This window comes from Pseudomonas sp. Pf153 (assembly GCF_001269775.1).
GTDB lineage: Bacteria > Pseudomonadota > Gammaproteobacteria > Pseudomonadales > Pseudomonadaceae > Aquipseudomonas > Aquipseudomonas uvaldensis.
In genome coordinates, this window is sequence record NZ_LHVL01000014.1 from 47,165 (window position 1) to 63,037 (window position 15,873).

Genomic DNA, 15,873 nt, shown 5'->3' on the forward strand with positions numbered 1-15,873 from the left:
TGTCAGGGACCGCATAATCTTCATCGCGGGCAAGCCTTGCTCCCACAGATATTCACCCTGACACTCACTCCTTCAGGAAAGGGTGTTGGGGCGGGGATCGATCACCACCCCCAGAACTGCAGCCACCAACCATATCCCACTAGGCCGCAGGCCAGTGCCAGGCACGCCATGGCGGGTACCCTGCGAGTCGGCGCCATCTGCTCCAGTCGCTTCCAGCCGAGCCACAGGCTCCAGCCTATGGCCGCGATCAACAAAGCGGCCCGGGCGGGCTGTACCCAGTCGAGCAGCAGCCCTTCATAACGCAGCAGCTTCACCGTGGTAGCCGACAAACCGAGGAACAGCCCCGCACCGCCGAGGGGCGTCAGGGTGATAGCTAAGGGCCAATATTGTGCAGGGTCGCCCGAGATTCTGGCCGCCAGGCGCATCAGCAGCGTCAAAGAAGTGCCCAGCAGCAAGGCGCTCAGGCCCAGGTAGGCGAGGATGCAGAAACCGTCGAGCCAACTGAAACTGTCGTTGGCCTGAGGATAGTGCGTCAACAGCCACCAGGGCGCGTCGTCCTGCAAGGGCCATAGCCAATCATGGGCCACCAGCCATTGGGCCAGTGCCTGCTTCAGGGCGATGAACCAGGGGCTGACGGTCCACTGGAAGGCGCCCATGGCCAGGCCGATGACGCCGAACAGCAACAAGCGGACGTCCCAGGACGACACACTGCTGCTGGTCGATTGAAGAATCTCCTGGTTGCTGGAACGGGCAATCAGGCGAACGGCATCACGCTGGCCGCTGCAGCGACCACAGGCGTGGCAATCGGCGGCGCCGCGCAGACGGCGAATGTCCAACAGCGGCGCGCAGTTGGGGGGCGGAAGGCGAGGGCCGGCATTCGCCAGCCAGCGTTGTTCATCCACCTGGAAATGCACCGGCGCCAGACGGGCGAGCAGGGCGAAGACGCCGCTGACCGGGCACAGGTACCGACACCAGACCCGCTTGCCACGGGCGAATAGCAGGCCGACGATCACCGCCGCGATGGTCGACCCCCCCAGGATCAGCAACGCTGCCTGGGCATAGTCGTAGACGCTGATGAGTTGGCCATAGATTGTGGTCAGGCAGAACGCCAGGGTCGGCCAACCGGCCCAGCGCAAGCTTTTTGGCATCCCCAGGCCCTTGCCATAGCGACTGGCCCATTCGCTCAGGGCCCCTTCGGGGCATAACACGCCGCACCAGAGTCGTCCGAACAACACGATCGACAACAACACGAACGGCCACCAGAGGCCCCAGAACAGAAACTGCGCCAGCAGGGTGAGGTTATCGACCATCCGTGCCTGGCTGTCCGGCAGCGGCAGCAGGGCGGGCACCACCAGCAACACGGCATAGAACAGCACCACCGCCCATTGCACGGCGCGAATGGTTGCGCCGTGGCGCCGCATGCTGTCGCCCAGGCGCTGGAGCCAGTTATTCAGGTGGGGCATGGCAGGTGTTCCGCCTTGCGCGGGCGTAGCCAGCCAATGACGGCCAGCCAGTAGCCGATCCACACGAGCAGGGTCAGCGCGCTGGGACTCGCCCGATACCCGGCAAAATCAGCCAGGAAACCGCCGAACCCGTGGCCGTCATCCAGGATCGCGCTGCTGTCCCACAGGGCGTCACCGATGCTGCGATACACCGTCTCGGGCCAATCCATCGCGAGCAGTTGCCCGCCGATCCGCTCGATGCCGCTGACCAGCAGCGCCGCGCCGAGCAGCAAGAGGATCGTTTCGCTGATGGCAAAAAAACGCGGCCATGAGATGAACCGGCGACTGCCGTGCAGCACGGAGACGGTCAGCAACGCCATTGCCAGTCCAGCCACAGCGCCAATGGCGAACAGGCCCAACGAGGTCCCCTGCAGGCGGGCACCGGCGCCATACAGGAAAACCACGGTTTCACTGCCTTCGCGGCTGACGGCCAGCAGCGCCAGGAGCAACAGCCCCAGGCCCCCCTGGCGGTCCAGGCGATGGCTGGCATCGCGTGTCAGGTCTTGTTTGAGGGTGCGTGCGTTGCGGTGCATCCAGCCCACCATCTGCACGATCAGCAGGCTTGCGATCATAGCCAGCGAGGCCTGGAACCATTCGTTGGCCGAGCCGCTCATGGCTTCGCCCGCCAGCAGGATCAGACCAGCCAGCACCGCCGACAGGAGCAGGCCCGACACCGCGCCGCCCCATACGTAGCGGGACAGTTGCCGGCCCTGTGGCTGGCGGCTGACCCAGGCCTGGAGAATCCCGATCACCAACAACGCCTCGACGCTTTCGCGCCAGACAATAAACATCGATTGGGTCATGCAAACGCCTCCTGCTGGCCGCTTACCGGGCCAGGATGCCGCCCTCGGGCAGTTGCGGATTGAATTCGTCGAAGAACGGGTACTGACCCGGACGCAACGGGTGGATCACGACGAAGGTGGTGACGCCGGGGGACAGCACCTTTTCCACCCGCAAGGGTGTGCTTTCGAACTCCGCCGGGCCCTGGCCGATGTTTTTCAAGACGATCTTGAAGCGTTGGCCCGCCGGCACTTCCAGCAACGGGGGGCTGAAATGTCCGTCACGTATGCTCAGCTCATAGGTCGGCAGTTCGGCCTGGGCCACCGAAGGCAACGCCAGGCCAGCCAGCATCAACCAGGCCAGGGGCCGTGCGCCGGTTGCACGTCCCATCCTCAATACCCGCCTTTTTTGCCAATCCCGGCGTAGACGAATTCGTAGTGCAGCTCACAGCGTTCGAACCACGGCGCCACGCCGGTTTCCTTGTCGGTATGACGGCCCAGGGATGCATGGCCGCCGGGGGGCAGGAGGGTGAACGTCAATTGGTATTTGCCGGGACCGAGCAGTTTCACGTTGTCGCCGTAGTGCGGTCCGTCGTTGGCAACCATGGCGTGGAAATCCCCCTTGATAGGGGTGTCGTTGCCCTGTTTCTTCAATTGGAACGACACGTTGAGGTAGGGCACGAAGCTGCCTTCCTGAAAGCCCTGCCGGTTGTCCGCCGTGGCGCGGATGTCGGCTTCCAGGTGAACATCCGAATCGGCGGTAGGGCGCATCATGCCGGCGGGGGCCATTTCAATCGGTTGCAGGTACACCGCTGCGACTTCGAGGCCGGGACACATTTGCGGTTCGCCAATGGGGTATTCCTTGGCCTGGGCCAACGGTGCAAGAGCGAGCAGGGCGAGGGACAGGGGAGCGAGCGTGCGCATGATGACTTCCTGGGCAACGTTAGAGTTGGCCGGAGTCTAGGGAGCTTCGCTGCGAATAATAATGATTATTGTCAATTTTCAGCGTGATTCTGGCGAGGCGGGATCGGGTTTCCCTCCGGGTGTTCTTGATTGAAATCAAGGTGGTTTCGACCGGGCGTGGTAGGGTGCCGATACACCCATTGTCAGCGGGGTTCCCATGGCCAAGCCCTTTCCTCTGAGTCCCAAACACCCGGAACGAATCTGCTGGGGCTGTGACCGGTACTGTGCGTCAAGCGCCCTGGCCTGCGGCAACGGCGCCGATCGGACAATGCACCCGGCCGAGATGATCGGCGACGATTGGTATCTGCATGGGGATTGGGGGCTGGAGCTGGTCGATGTCACCGCAAAGGTGATCGATCCAAGCGCAAGTCAGGTGAAGGAATGAGGTAGAGCGATGGCGAGGGAGCGAGCTCCCTCGTCATGGTGAATCAGGCAGCCTACAACTTCGGTAACTGCCCGACCCGTCCCATCATCTCGGTCACGATCTGTAAGTCCAACATGAACTGCTCGACTGTCTTGAACTCGTTATCGTTGTGACCGGTGTACTTCACGTCAGGCATGGCCAGGCCGAATTGCACGCCATTGGGCAAGTCGTGGACCGACGTGGCGCCCGCAGACGTGCCGAACTTGTGTTCCATGCCCAGGTTCTCGGTGGCCACGGCCAGTAGCGCCTTGACCCATTCACCCTCGGGATTGCGGTACATCGGCTCGTCGATGGAGTAATCGAAGGCCACGGTTACGTGGGACTTCTTGCTCCAGGCCGCCAGTTTGTCGGCTATTTCTGCCTTGAGTTTTTCCGTGGGCTTGCCCACCGGCACCCGCAGGTTCACCGCAAGCTTGAAGACCTTATCGTCCATCCCGACGTAGGTCAGCGAGGCGGTCAGCGGACCCATGAAGGTGTCGGAAAAACCGATCCCGAGCGTGTTGCCCAGATAGTCCAGGCCCCAGTTCTCGGCGGCGTAGCGGGCGGCGTCGGTGATGTGGTTGTGCTTGAGTGCCACTTTACCGTCGAGGCCGTTGATGAAGTCCAGCATCCGGGCGACCGGGTTGACGCCGGACTCGGGCTCGGAGGAGTGGGCGGAGACGCCAGTGAAAGTCAACTGGACGTCCTTGCCGATCACGTTGGACGCCACCTCGAAGTTGCCACCGTTGCGTTTGGCATAGTCGGTACCGGCCTTGAGCAGCTCGGCAGCCAGTTCGGCAGGCTTGTCACCGGCAAAGGTGGCTACCGAGGTCGACGGAATCTGGTTGGTGGCCAGGCCCCCCGTCAATCCGGTGATTTCGGCACCCTTGCCCTGTGCGGTACGCCGGGCGAAGTTGGCCATGACCGTGCCGTAGCCCTTTTCGGCGATCACCACGGGGTAGCCGCCGTCCAGCGCCAGGTTGTAGTCGGGCGTCGGGTTGCGTTCGAAGTAGTAAGGGATAGCGTCACCGCTGGTTTCCTCGGTGGTATCGACCAGCAGCTTGAAGTTTCTCGCCAAGGGCAGCTTTTCTTCCTTGATGATTTTCATCGCATAGAGCGCCACGACGATGCCGTTCTTGTCGTCCTCGGTACCCCGGCCATACATGCGGTCGCCCACGAGAGTGACCTTGAACGGGTCGAGGCGGGTGCCGTCTTTCAAAACCCAGTTTTCCGGTGTTACCGGTACCACGTCGGCATGGGCGTGAATGCCCACGACTTCGCTGCCGCTGCCTTCGAGGGAAATTTCATAGACGCGGTTGTCGACGTTGCGAAAGTTCAGGTTGAAGGATTGGGCCAGGCCCTTGATCTTGTCGGCGATCTTTAGGAACTCCGGGTTCTCGTGCTGGGCGACGCCATCTTTGCGGAAGGTCGGGATGGCAACCAGTTCGCGCAGGGTTTCAGTGGCCGCCGCGCCATACTTCACCCGTGCATAAAGGCCGAGCAGACGATGGATTTCGTTCTGCTGTTCAGCCGAAAGGGGCTTGTTGTCGAGGAAGGCGTCGATGGCCGGGCCCAGCTTGGCGCTCTTGGCCACATCGCTCTTGGCCACGCGTCCCAGGAATTGCCTGAAATCCGTAACTGATGTGTCGGCGAAGGATTTGACGAGGGTTGCGTTCTGTTGCGCGGTGATGTTGGCGAACGCTGGCGTGGTGATCGAGGTGAGGCTGGACAGCATCAGGGTGGCCACGGCCAGGTGCTTGAGGGAAAAGTCCATTGCAGGAGGCATTCCTTTGCGGAGGATTGGAGTAAGTGTCTGTTCAAAGAAACAAACACTTACAACCTAGCACCCTCGGGAAGTCCGCACAAAGGCAAATGTTGAGTGAAGGGTCAAGTTCCAACAGGCGCCCCGGAACCCTGTGGGAGCGGGCTTGCTCGCAAAGAGGCCACGCCAGTCGACATCTTCATAGACTGGACGACCGCTTTCGCGAGCAAGCCCGCTCCCAGAAGAGCAGGCCCGGTCAATGCGGCGCGCGGTGAATGGTCTTGAGCAGGTCTTCGGGGCTGATGTAGCCGACCACCGGCTCTGCGGCGCTGCCCGGCAGCGGCAGGTCAAGGATGTGACCCTTGATCTTGCCGATCACATGCATTTCGCACGGCTTGCAATCGAACTTCAAGGTGAGCACTTCGTCCCCCTGAATCAGTTGCATCGGGGCAACCTTGGTGCGCACGCCGGTGACACCCTTGGCCTGTTTGGGGCAGAGATTGAACGAGAAGCGCAGGCAGTGCTTGGTGATCATCACCGGTACTTCGCCGGTTTCCTCGTGGGCCTCGAATGCCGCGTCGATCAGTTCCACGCCATGCCGGTGGTAGAAGTCGCGGGCCTTCTGGTTGTAGACGTTGGCGAGGAACGACAGATGCGACTCCGGGTACACAGGCGGTGGGTTGGTCTCGGCTTTACGGCCGCCGCGGGGGTGAGCTTTGATGCGGGCAGCGGTCAGGGCTTCGATGACTTCGCGACGCAGAGTCTTGAGCTGTGAGTTCGGAATGAAGAACGCTTGGGGCGCGTCCAGTTCGATGTCGGTGGCGTGGTATTCGGTGGTACCCAACTGGCCGAGCAGGTCGTGCAACTGGTCCAGTGCCTGTTCCGGCTTGTTCGCCAGGCCGAATGGCCCTTCGAGGGTGACGCTGGCGCTGATACCTTCCTCGCTGGTGGCGGTCAGTTCCAGACGCTCCTGACGCAGGCGAGCGATCCAGGCCAGGCCCACCCGACGCTCGGCGGAGGTCTTGAGCAGCGCTTGCTGCCAGTTGTGGTCCAGGTTGCGGCTCAAGGGGTGGTTGGGGCGCAACTTGTACATCCCGGCCGGCATTTCGTTGGGCTCGACACGGTAGCGGTAGCGCTTCTGGCCGTCCTCCTCGAATTCGCCCTTGGGTTCGGCGATGTTCGCCCGGAAACCCACGACTTCGCGCTTGACCAGTACATTGAGGCCATCGCCGTTGGACAACGGGTCGACTGTCACCACTTGCAGGTCGCGCTTGCCGACCTTTTCCACCACACCCACCGGCACGCCGGTAAAGGTCGGTGAGTCAAAGGCGCCGATGTCGATCTTGCGTTCGCTGACGAAGTAGTCGGTGCTGCCGCGATGGAAGGTCTTGTCCGGGTCGGGTACGAAGAAGTGGGCGGTACGGCCGCTGGATGCCCGGGCCAGGTCGGGGCGGTCTTCGAGCACATCGTCCAGGCGCTGACGGTAGTAGGCAGTGATGTTTTTCACATAGCCCACGTCCTTGTAACGTCCTTCAATCTTGAAGGAGCGCACGCCGGCCTCCACCAGGGCGCGGATGTTGGCGCTCTGGTTGTTGTCCTTCATCGACAACAGGTGCTTTTCGTAGGCAACCACCCGGCCCTGGTCATCCTTGAGGGTGTAGGGCAGGCGACAGGCCTGGGAGCAGTCGCCACGGTTGGCGCTGCGGCCGTTCTGGGCGTGGGAGATGTTGCACTGTCCGGAGAACGCCACGCACAGTGCGCCATGGATGAAGAACTCGATGGCGGCGTCGGTTTCGTCGGCGATGGCGCGGATTTCCTGCAAGTTCAGCTCACGGGCCAGGACCAGTTGCGAGAAACCGGCCTGGTCGAGGAATTTCGCCCGTGCCAGGGTACGGATGTCGGTCTGGGTACTGGCATGCAGCTCGATCGGCGGGATGTCCAGCTCCATCACTCCCAGGTCCTGGACGATCAGCGCGTCGACACCGGCATCGTACAGCTGATGGATCAGTTGACGGGCCGGCTCCAGCTCGTTGTCATGCAGGATGGTGTTGAGGGTAGTGAACACCCGGGCGTGGTAACGATGGGCGAACTCCACCAGCCGGGCAATATCGCCCACCTCGTTGCAGGCGTTGTGACGGGCGCCGAAACTCGGGCCACCGATGTACACGGCGTCGGCGCCATGCAGGATGGCCTCGCGGGCGATGGTCACGTCGCGGGCAGGGCTGAGCAATTCCAGGTGATGTTTGGGCAAGGACATGTATTTTTCTGATCAGGCTGGTCACGGTCGAAGCGCGCATTGTAGCCGCCAGACGCCTGCCCGGCACCTGTGGACTTGGATTTACATGCGCCGGACCGATGCACGGCGGTTCGCAAGGTCGTCCCGCAGGTCAGCGTGGCGATGCGTCGGCACTGCACCAGCGGTTTCGCCCGGTGTTCTTGGCCAGGTACAAAAAGGCGTCGGCGGCCTTGATCAGCATCGCGGGCGTCACGTCCTCGGTGGCTGGCCGGTAACTGGTGATGCCCGCGCTGGCGGTGACGATTCCCAACGGATGGTCGCCATGTTCGATGTTCAGTGCCCGGATGGATTCCAGTATTGTCTGGGCGACCTTGGCGGCACCCACGCTGTCGGTATTGGGGAGCAGGACGGTGAACTCTTCGCCGCCATACCTGACGGCCAGATCGCCCGGACGCTTGACCGCTTGCTGGATCGCACCGGCAATCGCCCGCAGGCAGTCATCGCCAGCGGCGTGCCCGTACTTGTCGTTGAAGCGCTTGAAATAATCGACATCCAGCATGATCAGCGCCAGCGACGAAGCCTGGCGCCGGGCCAGTCGCAGTTCATCGGCCAGGGTGATGTCCAGTTTCCGGCGGTTATACAGTCCGGTCAGGCTGTCGGTCAGCGCCATGGCTCGCATGGTCTGATGCGCTTCGAGAATCTGCTTTTCCATGGCCATCCGGTAGCGCAACTGGCTCAATACGATGAGGCCGAAGCTGACCAGCGCCAGGATCAGGAAGACCAGCACGAAGCCGGTCTTGAACAAGTCACGGCGCCAGGGTGCGATGATGGATTCGCGGGACAGGCCGGCTTCCACCACCAATGGATAGGTCGTGAGGGCGCGGTAGCCATACAGGCGTTCGGTGTCGTCAATGACGGCGCGGGCTTCTGCGATACCCTGGTTCGAGTTCGGCAGGAAGTTCTTGAAAATCACGCTGTTGACCAGACTCTTGCCCACCACCGAGGCAACGAAGGGGCGTCTGACCAAGATGGTGCCACTGCGTGTGGCAAGGACCAGCGCGCCTTTGTCGTCGATCTTGAAGTCGCCGTAATAATCCACGAAATAGCTGACCTTGACCGTACCGAGCAGCACACCGGCAAATGAGCCGTCGGGATTGTTCAGACGACGGGAAATGGGAATGATCAGGTCGTTGGTGGATCGGCTCCTGATCACCTCGCCGATTCGGACATTTCGGTCCTGGTGGGTACGGTGATACTGGAAATAATCGCGGTCTGCGTTGTTCGCAGTCTCGGGGGTCACTTCCTTGTCGGTGACCAGCCACTGCCCGTCGGGACCGTAGATAAACAGTCCATGCAGTTGCGGCATGATGGCGGATTGCTGCACCAGCAGCTTATGGATGCGCGGGATGTCCATGTTCTGGAGCCCGTCGCCTTCCACGCGCTCGCTGAGAGCAGCGGTCACCACATCCACCTGTCGGATGGTGTCTTCGGCGTGCTGGGCCGTCGCTCGCGCCAGGTTCGTCACCGAGTCGCGCGCGGACGCGAAAGCAGCACGGTAGTCACGCCACGTTCGCCAGCCTTCAATACTGATGAACGCCAGAACCACCACCAACATGAAGCTGACCGTGAGCCGCAATGCGGCGCCAGCCCTCACGACTTGAGGGGAAAAGGCCTTGTCGGCGCTTTCCGTTATTGGCTCCGACTGTTTGCTTCCGAGCATTACGCTTCCTTTAGCGACTATTCTGCGTCTTATGCGGTACGCAGCCTACCTTATCCGAAAACCATGCGTTAGTTGACTATGAAGAGGAAGCCACCGTGAAAGTAGGTGTCATTTCCGATACCCATGGCTTGCTCCGGCCTGAAGCCCTCGCAGCGTTGGAGGGCTGTGAGCAGATCATTCACGCTGGGGACATCGGTAGCCCGGATATTCTGGAACGGCTGGCCGCCATCGCGGCGCTGCGGGTTGTGCGCGGCAACAACGATCTGGCCGCCGGCTGGGCAGGGCAACTTGCGGACTGTTTGCAGTTCGACCTGTGCGGATGGCAGGTCTTGCTGGTCCATGACATCGCCGATGTCCCGGTATCGCTCGACCCGGGCGTGAGGGTGGTCATTACGGGCCACTCCCACAAACCGGGCGTCGAATGGCGTGGCGAAAGGCTCTATCTCAACCCCGGCAGTGCCGGTCGCCGGCGTTTCAAACTACCGGTGACGCTGGCCCTGCTTGAGGTAAGGGCCGACGGAATCAAGCCGAGGATTGTCCATTTGCTGGAAAGTCCACCCGATGGTGTTATCGGCTCAGCTTGAACCTGGCTGCGATCACCGACCTTGCGAGGGAAGCCGTCGGTCGCAAAAAATGCAGCTGATCGGCGGTGATCTTGCGAATATTCGAAGGTATTTGCGCTAAAGCAGCTTCACTCATCAGGCTGCCGAGCTTGCCAGTGCGTCCCTCCAGTTTTCAGTATGGGCTTGCAATTCGTCGTGCAGCCGTTGCATCGAGGACGAGTGCAGTTTCAGCGGTCGGGCAAGCGCTCCACGGTGAAACTGCGCCTGCCAGCCGACTTCGCTCCCGGCGGGCATCACGCCGGTGAAGACGAACCCGGCGGCCATCAGGCGACGATAATCGTCGGTAAACTGGCGACGAAGTCCGAGTCGTACCGAGATGGACCAATGGGCGGGCAGGCGTTGCAGTTGTCTGGCCAGGGGACGACTTATCTGACCGGCTCCGACGTCGACGCGCCCGGGCAGTTGCCTGAGCTGGAGCGGTTGCATGGACGTCGGGATATCGTCATCGGTGACGCCAAATCGCGACGCAATCGGAACCATGAGCCATTGGCATGCCTTGGGCCATTGGATCGCGGGTAATGGCCGGTGATGGCTACCGATCATCTGGCAGCCCACCACAATGGTTTCGGTCAGGGCAATGTCGAACGGCGAAGGCACATGATCGGGCATCAGGCCGGTGTCCTGGAAACCGAGTCGTCGTGCCAAACGCTGGCTATAGGGATGGCTGGTGACTTGTTTGATCGACAGCCTGACGAGCCCCAGAGCCTCACAATGGTCCAGCAGTTGCCGGCCCAGGCGCATCGCTATCTGGTTGCCTTGCAGGGCGGGGTCCACTGCCATCAAGGCCAGCTCTGCATCACCATGGTTGGCTGAAGGCAGGCACAACGCGGCGTGGCCAACCACACGATCATCCACCATGGCAACCATGGAGTGCCAATGTCGGTGCTGGTTGTGTTGGCAGATCATGTGCGGTACGTAGACATCCGGCGAAACGTAGTGGTCGCCATATACCCGGCGGAACAATTCACTTGTTCCAACGGCATCCGCGGGTGTGAACGGCCGGATAACCGGGGCGATCATCGCGCAAGCCCCGCCGGGCCATAGAGGCGCCGGTCGACAATCGGCAGATGCTTGCCCGAGCGTGGATGGCGCTCCAGCTCCAGGGCACTGCATTCCTGGACCTCCAGGCCAAGACGTTCTATGCCCGGGTATTGGCGGGACAACGTGGCTTTCAGTTCAAGGGAAAGCGACCCGTGCGCCTTTCGAGGAGCCGTTGAAACCCATTTGAATACCAGGCGATCTTTGTTTTCGACGTGCTCGAGAATCAGTTGCCATTGAAGGTCAACGGCAACGTGTCGGATGATCTCGCTGATCTGTTGCGGGAACAGCGAAATCACCCCCACCCGCACGCGCTGGCTCTGCGCGCTGCGGCCTTGTAGGGCGAATTTGCGCCACGGTGTGCCGACCGGCTCACGCCAACAGGCCCGGTCCCCGACCGGATACCGTACGATGGGCATCAGCCTGCGGCTGAGGTTGCTGACCACCAGGTTACCGGGCCGATCGCAGGCCTCGATGACCTCGCCGCTCAGCTCGTCGATGATCTCCACGCGCGTCTGTTCATCGAAAACCCGGTGTTCGCCAGGATCGCAGTCCGGGGTGCTGGCTCCCACCAGGCCGGCGTCCACGCTGGCATAACCGATCGATGTGAAGCGTGCCTGTGGAAAGGCGCGCTGCAGCAGGGGTCGTTGACTCTCGAACAAGTGTTCTCCACCAAACAGTATCGTGGTAATGCCGGGCAGCGTTCGCCCCTGTTGCTCCAGGTGGCTGGCAATGGCCAGCAGATGCGCAGGAACCCCGGCCAGCACATTGATATGATGCGCGATGACCGCTTCCGCCAGCGTGTCGGGATCGACCGAGCCCGTGAATGGAAACTCGGTAATGGGGACCTCAGCGCGGCGAAGGGCACCATGAATGAACAGGAAACTGGCATACAGGTCGCCCGAAAAAAACAGATTGGCAATGCGGTCGCCTGCACTCAATTGGGTGGACAGGCCACGACCGAAGCAGTCGACCATCTGGTGCCATTCATCCTGGGTGTAGACCGACAGCTTTCCCTGGCCTGTCGTGCCACCGGTTTTAAAGATCAATGCGTCCTGTAGGGGGGCGGTCAGTACTTCCCAGGCGTCAAGGTCATGGCTGTCGGCCCAGAATTGGTTGACGTCGGTCACGGGCAAGTCCTGCAAGGCGTATCCTTGCGCTGGCAAATGCCTCCAGTGCCTCTGGTAATACCTTGAATGCAGCCGGACATGACCGAGCCATTGTTCGATTGTTGAAGAAGTACTCATCAGGATTTTCTCTGGCTATGAAGTCCGCTGGATGGTTTGCGACGGAACAATCAGCCGGCTCTTCTGGAATCGATCACCAGCGGGACTTTGCCGCTGTGTTTGTTATGTTCGAAGCGTTCGGCCGGACAGGATTGGACGTCCAGGACCAACAAGGCTCCCTCGACCGATGTGAAGACGGATTTGAGACTCAACACTGCGCGCCGGACTGTTTCGACATCGCCGTCGGCGCGAATCGACAGGCGTTCACAGCCGCTGCGGTCATGGTCGAGGACGATTTGAATAGCCACTTGTGCACGTTCGGTCAGCTCGCGGGTATTGATGAATTCCGTGCCGATGCGTATCAGGCGTCCGTGGCGTTCGCGCAGCTCGAACCGGGGCGACTCCAGGCCACAGGGGCAGGGCGGCGTTACCCAGCGGCCGCAATCGCCGACTTCGTAGCGGCGAAGGGGTTGGGCCTGGCGCAGGCGGGAAGTGAAGAGCAGGCGCCCGGTTTCCCCGGGACTGACCGGCCTGTCCTGGTCCAGATCGACAATCTCCAGGTGTTGGATGTCGGTCATCAGATGGAATACGCCATCGTCACTGGCAGTGCAGGCATGGCCGAGGGGGCCTGCGTCCACCGTACCGTAGATTGCCGAGCGGATATGGCTGACCCCACACTCCCGGAGCAGTTGCCGGCTGCCTTTCCCCAGGTGTTCGCCACCCAGTAACACCTTGTGAACGCCCGCATAGTCTTTGAGCAGTGACTGCTGGCTCGAAAACAGGCGCTGGATTGTACTGGGCATGCCCACCAGGGTGTTGATGCCTTGGCTGACGATCAGCCTTGCGATTTCTTCGAAGTCATCGCCCGAGGGAGCCCCCATCGGGTAGTGCACGACGTTCATCTGCTCCAGTATTTTCGAGAAGCTGAAGAAGCCGCCGTAGAGGCTGCCGCCATAGAACAGGTTCATCACCCGATCCCGCGCCGGGTCGAGGCCGGCTGCACGCACTCCATCGGCGGCGGCACGCATGTGGCGATCGAAATCCCGATGGCTGTAGGGCGACAACACCGGATCACCGCTGCTGCCACCGGAGCGGAAAAAAAGCTGTGCCTGTGCTGGGGTGGCCAGCGCCAGGAAGGCGGCTTTGTCCATGATCGGCGTCGAGGGAGGTATCCGCATGGGGGCAGGCTGGGTATCCAGGGTGACGCGCAGGCTTGCGACATCCGCTGCAAGACCGATCGACACCCGACGGCTCAACCGTTGCAACGCATAGACCCCATCGTGAGGCTCGCCGTCATAGCCTTGCTGGATGTCGGCGGTTGTCGAGACACGGGTCACGCCAGCGGCTATCAGGCTATGTGCCAACCCTGGCACCCGTTCCGCTTCGCAGATCAGTGCGCAGCTTTGCAGGACGTTGCGCCACGGCTGCAGGGTTTCGATCAGCGAATCCTGGGGGACGGGCCGCAGCAGCAGCGTGCGGAACAGCGGCGACGGCGATAGGTCGCGGTGATGTTCCCAGAGAATGCGCCAGCCGCTACCGACCCAGACCTGGCCGGTCTGCCCCGCGAAGCTCTGGTCCAGCCGGGCCAGGGCGGTCCGGGTAGTGATCTCGCAGGCTTCGGCGGTGCTGGCGGTCAGCGCCGGCCAATGGCCTGCCCGTCGTTCGAACGCAGCGGCCAATGCATTGCCCAGTGCCTGCAGCGCAGCGGGCTCGTCATGATCTACCAGGAGCCATTGGGGACTGGAGCAGGCTTGCTGATCGAGACGACAGACTTCATCCACCAGCGCGTCCAGCGCCTGTGGCGTAGCGGCGCGAGGCGTGACATAGGCGAAGCTGATGCGGTGGCCCCAGTCGATCCAGCGGCAGCCGCTCGGGATCTGCTCGCGCAGGGCCTTGAGCGCCGTTTCGCCGCCCCAGGCGCTGACGCCTTGAGCCAACGCGAAAAGCCGTCCGCTTTCATGGTGAGGCACGGGTAGAACCGCGAGATAACCGCCAAGCCTGCCACTGCGGTCGCAATCGAGAAAGGCCTTCAGTGTCCGGGCCGTCAGGTCTCCATCCCGTGTGCTGGGCCGCAGCCAGTTGATATTCCCCGCCAACAGGCTTTCCAGGGCGGCGCAGAACGCCAGCAGCGGTGCGTTGCCCGGTGTGACATGCACCACCAGGCCCAGGGGTTGCCAGCTTTCGAAGGGACCGTCGCTGTAGTCGATTCGTCTGATCGAGCGAGGCTCCGCACCCAGTTCTCGCGTCAATTTTAGACTCAGATGCTCCCTCGTACAGAAGGCGATCAATGCCTGACGCTGGTCATCGTCAAGGAAGAAATCCTGCCCCGCCGAGCGCAATGCGTGGGTGAACGCCTCGGCGCAATCGAGAACGCTGTCGATGGACGGGGGCTCGGCCAGCAGGGCGGGCAATTGCGCCTGCAAACGTTCGAGGACCTGGTCGAGGAGCAGGCTCTCGTGCAGTTGGCCATTGATGAGATACATATCAGTTTTCCTTGATCAATTCGGCGGCAGCCATGGCGCAGCTTCTGCTGGCGCTGGTGCCGGCACGGCCGTGGAGTTCGAACCACTGGGTGCTGGAGCCACACTCGCAATCGGCGCCATGCAGCGTCGCGAGGTCGCTCATCACCACGGCGTGGGCGGGGCTGGAGGAGATGTAGGGTGAAACGAAGGACAGAAGACCGGCCTCGCCGAGGGGGTGGACACTGAAGTCCGATGGATGCCGCACAAAGACTTTCGAATAGACCGGCACATGAAAGCGGTGGTGTTCGCATTCGACATAAGGCACTGCATGCTCGACGGCACCGTAGCCGTCACGGCATCGATGGGGAGCAATCCCCAACTGCCGGGTGATGCGCTCGTAGACCTGATGGCGGGGAATCTCCTGGGCGGCCTGCTTTTTCCAGCCGCCTCCCAGGAATACCAGGGAGCCAGGCGCGAGCTCCAGGTCCGCAAGGCCTGTTTCGCGCATGCGTTCGAGTACGTGCCAAAGCAAGGCCGGGAAGCCGATGATCCTGACCGGCAAGCCCTGCCCGGCGAACGCTTGCAAGGCGCGGATAACGCCGAACACATCGAATTCGTGCCCTCTCCCGGTACGCCGCAAGGCATAGGCAACGCGATTGACCGGGGCAAAGCGACACAGGAACTGATCGGTGTACGCCGTTCCCAGTCGATTGTCCGGTTCGGGTTCATGCCCAAGCAGCAGATAGTTACAGGGCGTATCCGGGGTGGACCAGCCGTAATGCTCGAAGATCCGCGCCACCATGCCCTGGGCCGCAGCCATGCTGCGTTCGTCGTAGCGCATGCGGCTTTTCTGCCCACTGGTGCCGGACGACGTAAGTTCCAGGGCATCTGCGGCGGTTGGGCTGAGCAGCAGTCGCTGTTTGAAGTAGTTGGCATAGATAGGTGGCAGCCGCGACCAGTCTGTCATGTGCTCCAGGTCTGCGGCGTCAAGATCATTGGCGTTGAGCCAGGCTTCATAGCCTGGGGTATGGTGGCAATGAAACAGGCTTATCTGCGCCATGGCACGATCGAACAGTCCGGAAGGTACCGAGTCGGGATCGTAGGGGTGGGGCAGTGCGCATAGCGCATCGGCGTGGGAAAAATGAATCATCTGGGCAAG

The 15,873-nt window shown here is 61.8% G+C and carries 13 protein-coding genes; 2 read left to right on the forward strand and 11 right to left on the reverse strand.

What is annotated here, in order from left to right:
* Window positions 1-101: 101 nt before the first annotated feature.
* From AD666_RS10640 to AD666_RS10655, 4 genes are read right to left on the reverse strand one after another with little or no spacing between them, the layout of a single operon-like run.
* Window positions 102-1,463: a 4Fe-4S binding protein gene (locus AD666_RS10640; protein ID WP_053151400.1), complete on the reverse strand. Its 1,362-nt coding sequence runs from the start codon at window positions 1,461-1,463 to the stop codon at window positions 102-104.
* A complete protein-coding gene (locus AD666_RS10645; protein WP_053151403.1) occupies window positions 1,451-2,305 on the reverse strand; it encodes an FTR1 family protein in 855 nt (284 codons plus the stop codon). Before AD666_RS10645 ends, AD666_RS10640 begins: the two co-directional genes overlap by 13 nt.
* A gap of 22 nt (window positions 2,306-2,327) precedes the next feature.
* Window positions 2,328-2,672 carry a cupredoxin domain-containing protein gene (locus AD666_RS10650; protein WP_053151406.1) on the reverse strand — a complete coding sequence of 115 codons (345 nt, stop codon included), beginning with the start codon at window positions 2,670-2,672 and terminating at the stop codon, window positions 2,328-2,330.
* A gap of 2 nt (window positions 2,673-2,674) precedes the next feature.
* Complete coding sequence (locus AD666_RS10655) at window positions 2,675-3,205, reverse strand: iron transporter (protein ID WP_053151409.1); 531 nt, start codon at window positions 3,203-3,205, stop codon at window positions 2,675-2,677.
* Window positions 3,206-3,401: 196 nt separating this feature from the next.
* Between AD666_RS10655 and AD666_RS10660 the strand changes: the two genes are divergently transcribed.
* Entirely contained in the window at window positions 3,402-3,629 is a 228-nt protein-coding gene (locus AD666_RS10660) for a DUF3079 domain-containing protein (RefSeq protein WP_053151412.1), read from the forward strand.
* A 52-nt stretch (window positions 3,630-3,681) separates the two neighbouring features.
* On the opposite strand, the gene AD666_RS10665 is transcribed toward AD666_RS10660, so the two are convergent.
* The 3 genes from AD666_RS10665 to AD666_RS10675 all read right to left on the reverse strand — a co-directional run bounded on the left by AD666_RS10665 (window position 3,682) and on the right by AD666_RS10675 (window position 9,365).
* A complete protein-coding gene (locus AD666_RS10665; protein WP_053151415.1) occupies window positions 3,682-5,421 on the reverse strand; it encodes a dipeptidase in 1,740 nt (579 codons plus the stop codon).
* 244 nt (window positions 5,422-5,665) lie between these two features.
* Window positions 5,666-7,666, reverse strand: coding sequence for a U32 family peptidase (locus tag AD666_RS10670; protein ID WP_053151418.1), 2,001 nt, complete (start codon window positions 7,664-7,666; stop codon window positions 5,666-5,668).
* A 130-nt stretch (window positions 7,667-7,796) separates the two neighbouring features.
* A complete protein-coding gene (locus AD666_RS10675) occupies window positions 7,797-9,365 on the reverse strand; it encodes a sensor domain-containing diguanylate cyclase (protein ID WP_053151421.1) in 1,569 nt (522 codons plus the stop codon).
* Window positions 9,366-9,460: 95 nt separating this feature from the next.
* Between AD666_RS10675 and AD666_RS10680 the strand changes: the two genes are divergently transcribed.
* Window positions 9,461-9,949, forward strand: a complete 489-nt coding sequence (locus tag AD666_RS10680) for a metallophosphoesterase family protein (RefSeq protein WP_053151424.1) — start codon at window positions 9,461-9,463, stop codon at window positions 9,947-9,949.
* Window positions 9,950-10,063: 114 nt separating this feature from the next.
* Here AD666_RS10680 and AD666_RS10685 read toward each other — a convergent pair whose 3' ends face one another.
* From AD666_RS10685 to AD666_RS10700, 4 genes are read right to left on the reverse strand one after another with little or no spacing between them, the layout of a single operon-like run.
* On the reverse strand, window positions 10,064-11,008 hold the full coding sequence (locus tag AD666_RS10685) for a GNAT family N-acetyltransferase (protein ID WP_053151427.1): 945 nt from the start codon (window positions 11,006-11,008) through the stop codon (window positions 10,064-10,066).
* The gene (locus AD666_RS10690) at window positions 11,005-12,273 is read right to left on the reverse strand and encodes a phenylacetate--CoA ligase family protein (RefSeq protein WP_053151429.1); all 1,269 of its coding nucleotides are present in this window, start codon (window positions 12,271-12,273) and stop codon (window positions 11,005-11,007) included. Before AD666_RS10690 ends, AD666_RS10685 begins: the two co-directional genes overlap by 4 nt.
* Window positions 12,274-12,323: 50 nt before the next feature.
* Window positions 12,324-14,735 carry an acyl-CoA reductase gene (locus AD666_RS10695; RefSeq protein ID WP_053151432.1) on the reverse strand — a complete coding sequence of 804 codons (2,412 nt, stop codon included), beginning with the start codon at window positions 14,733-14,735 and terminating at the stop codon, window positions 12,324-12,326.
* Window position 14,736: 1 nt separating this feature from the next.
* Window positions 14,737-15,864: an acyl-protein synthase gene (locus AD666_RS10700; RefSeq protein ID WP_053151435.1), complete on the reverse strand. Its 1,128-nt coding sequence runs from the start codon at window positions 15,862-15,864 to the stop codon at window positions 14,737-14,739.
* Window positions 15,865-15,873: the final 9 nt, after the last annotated feature.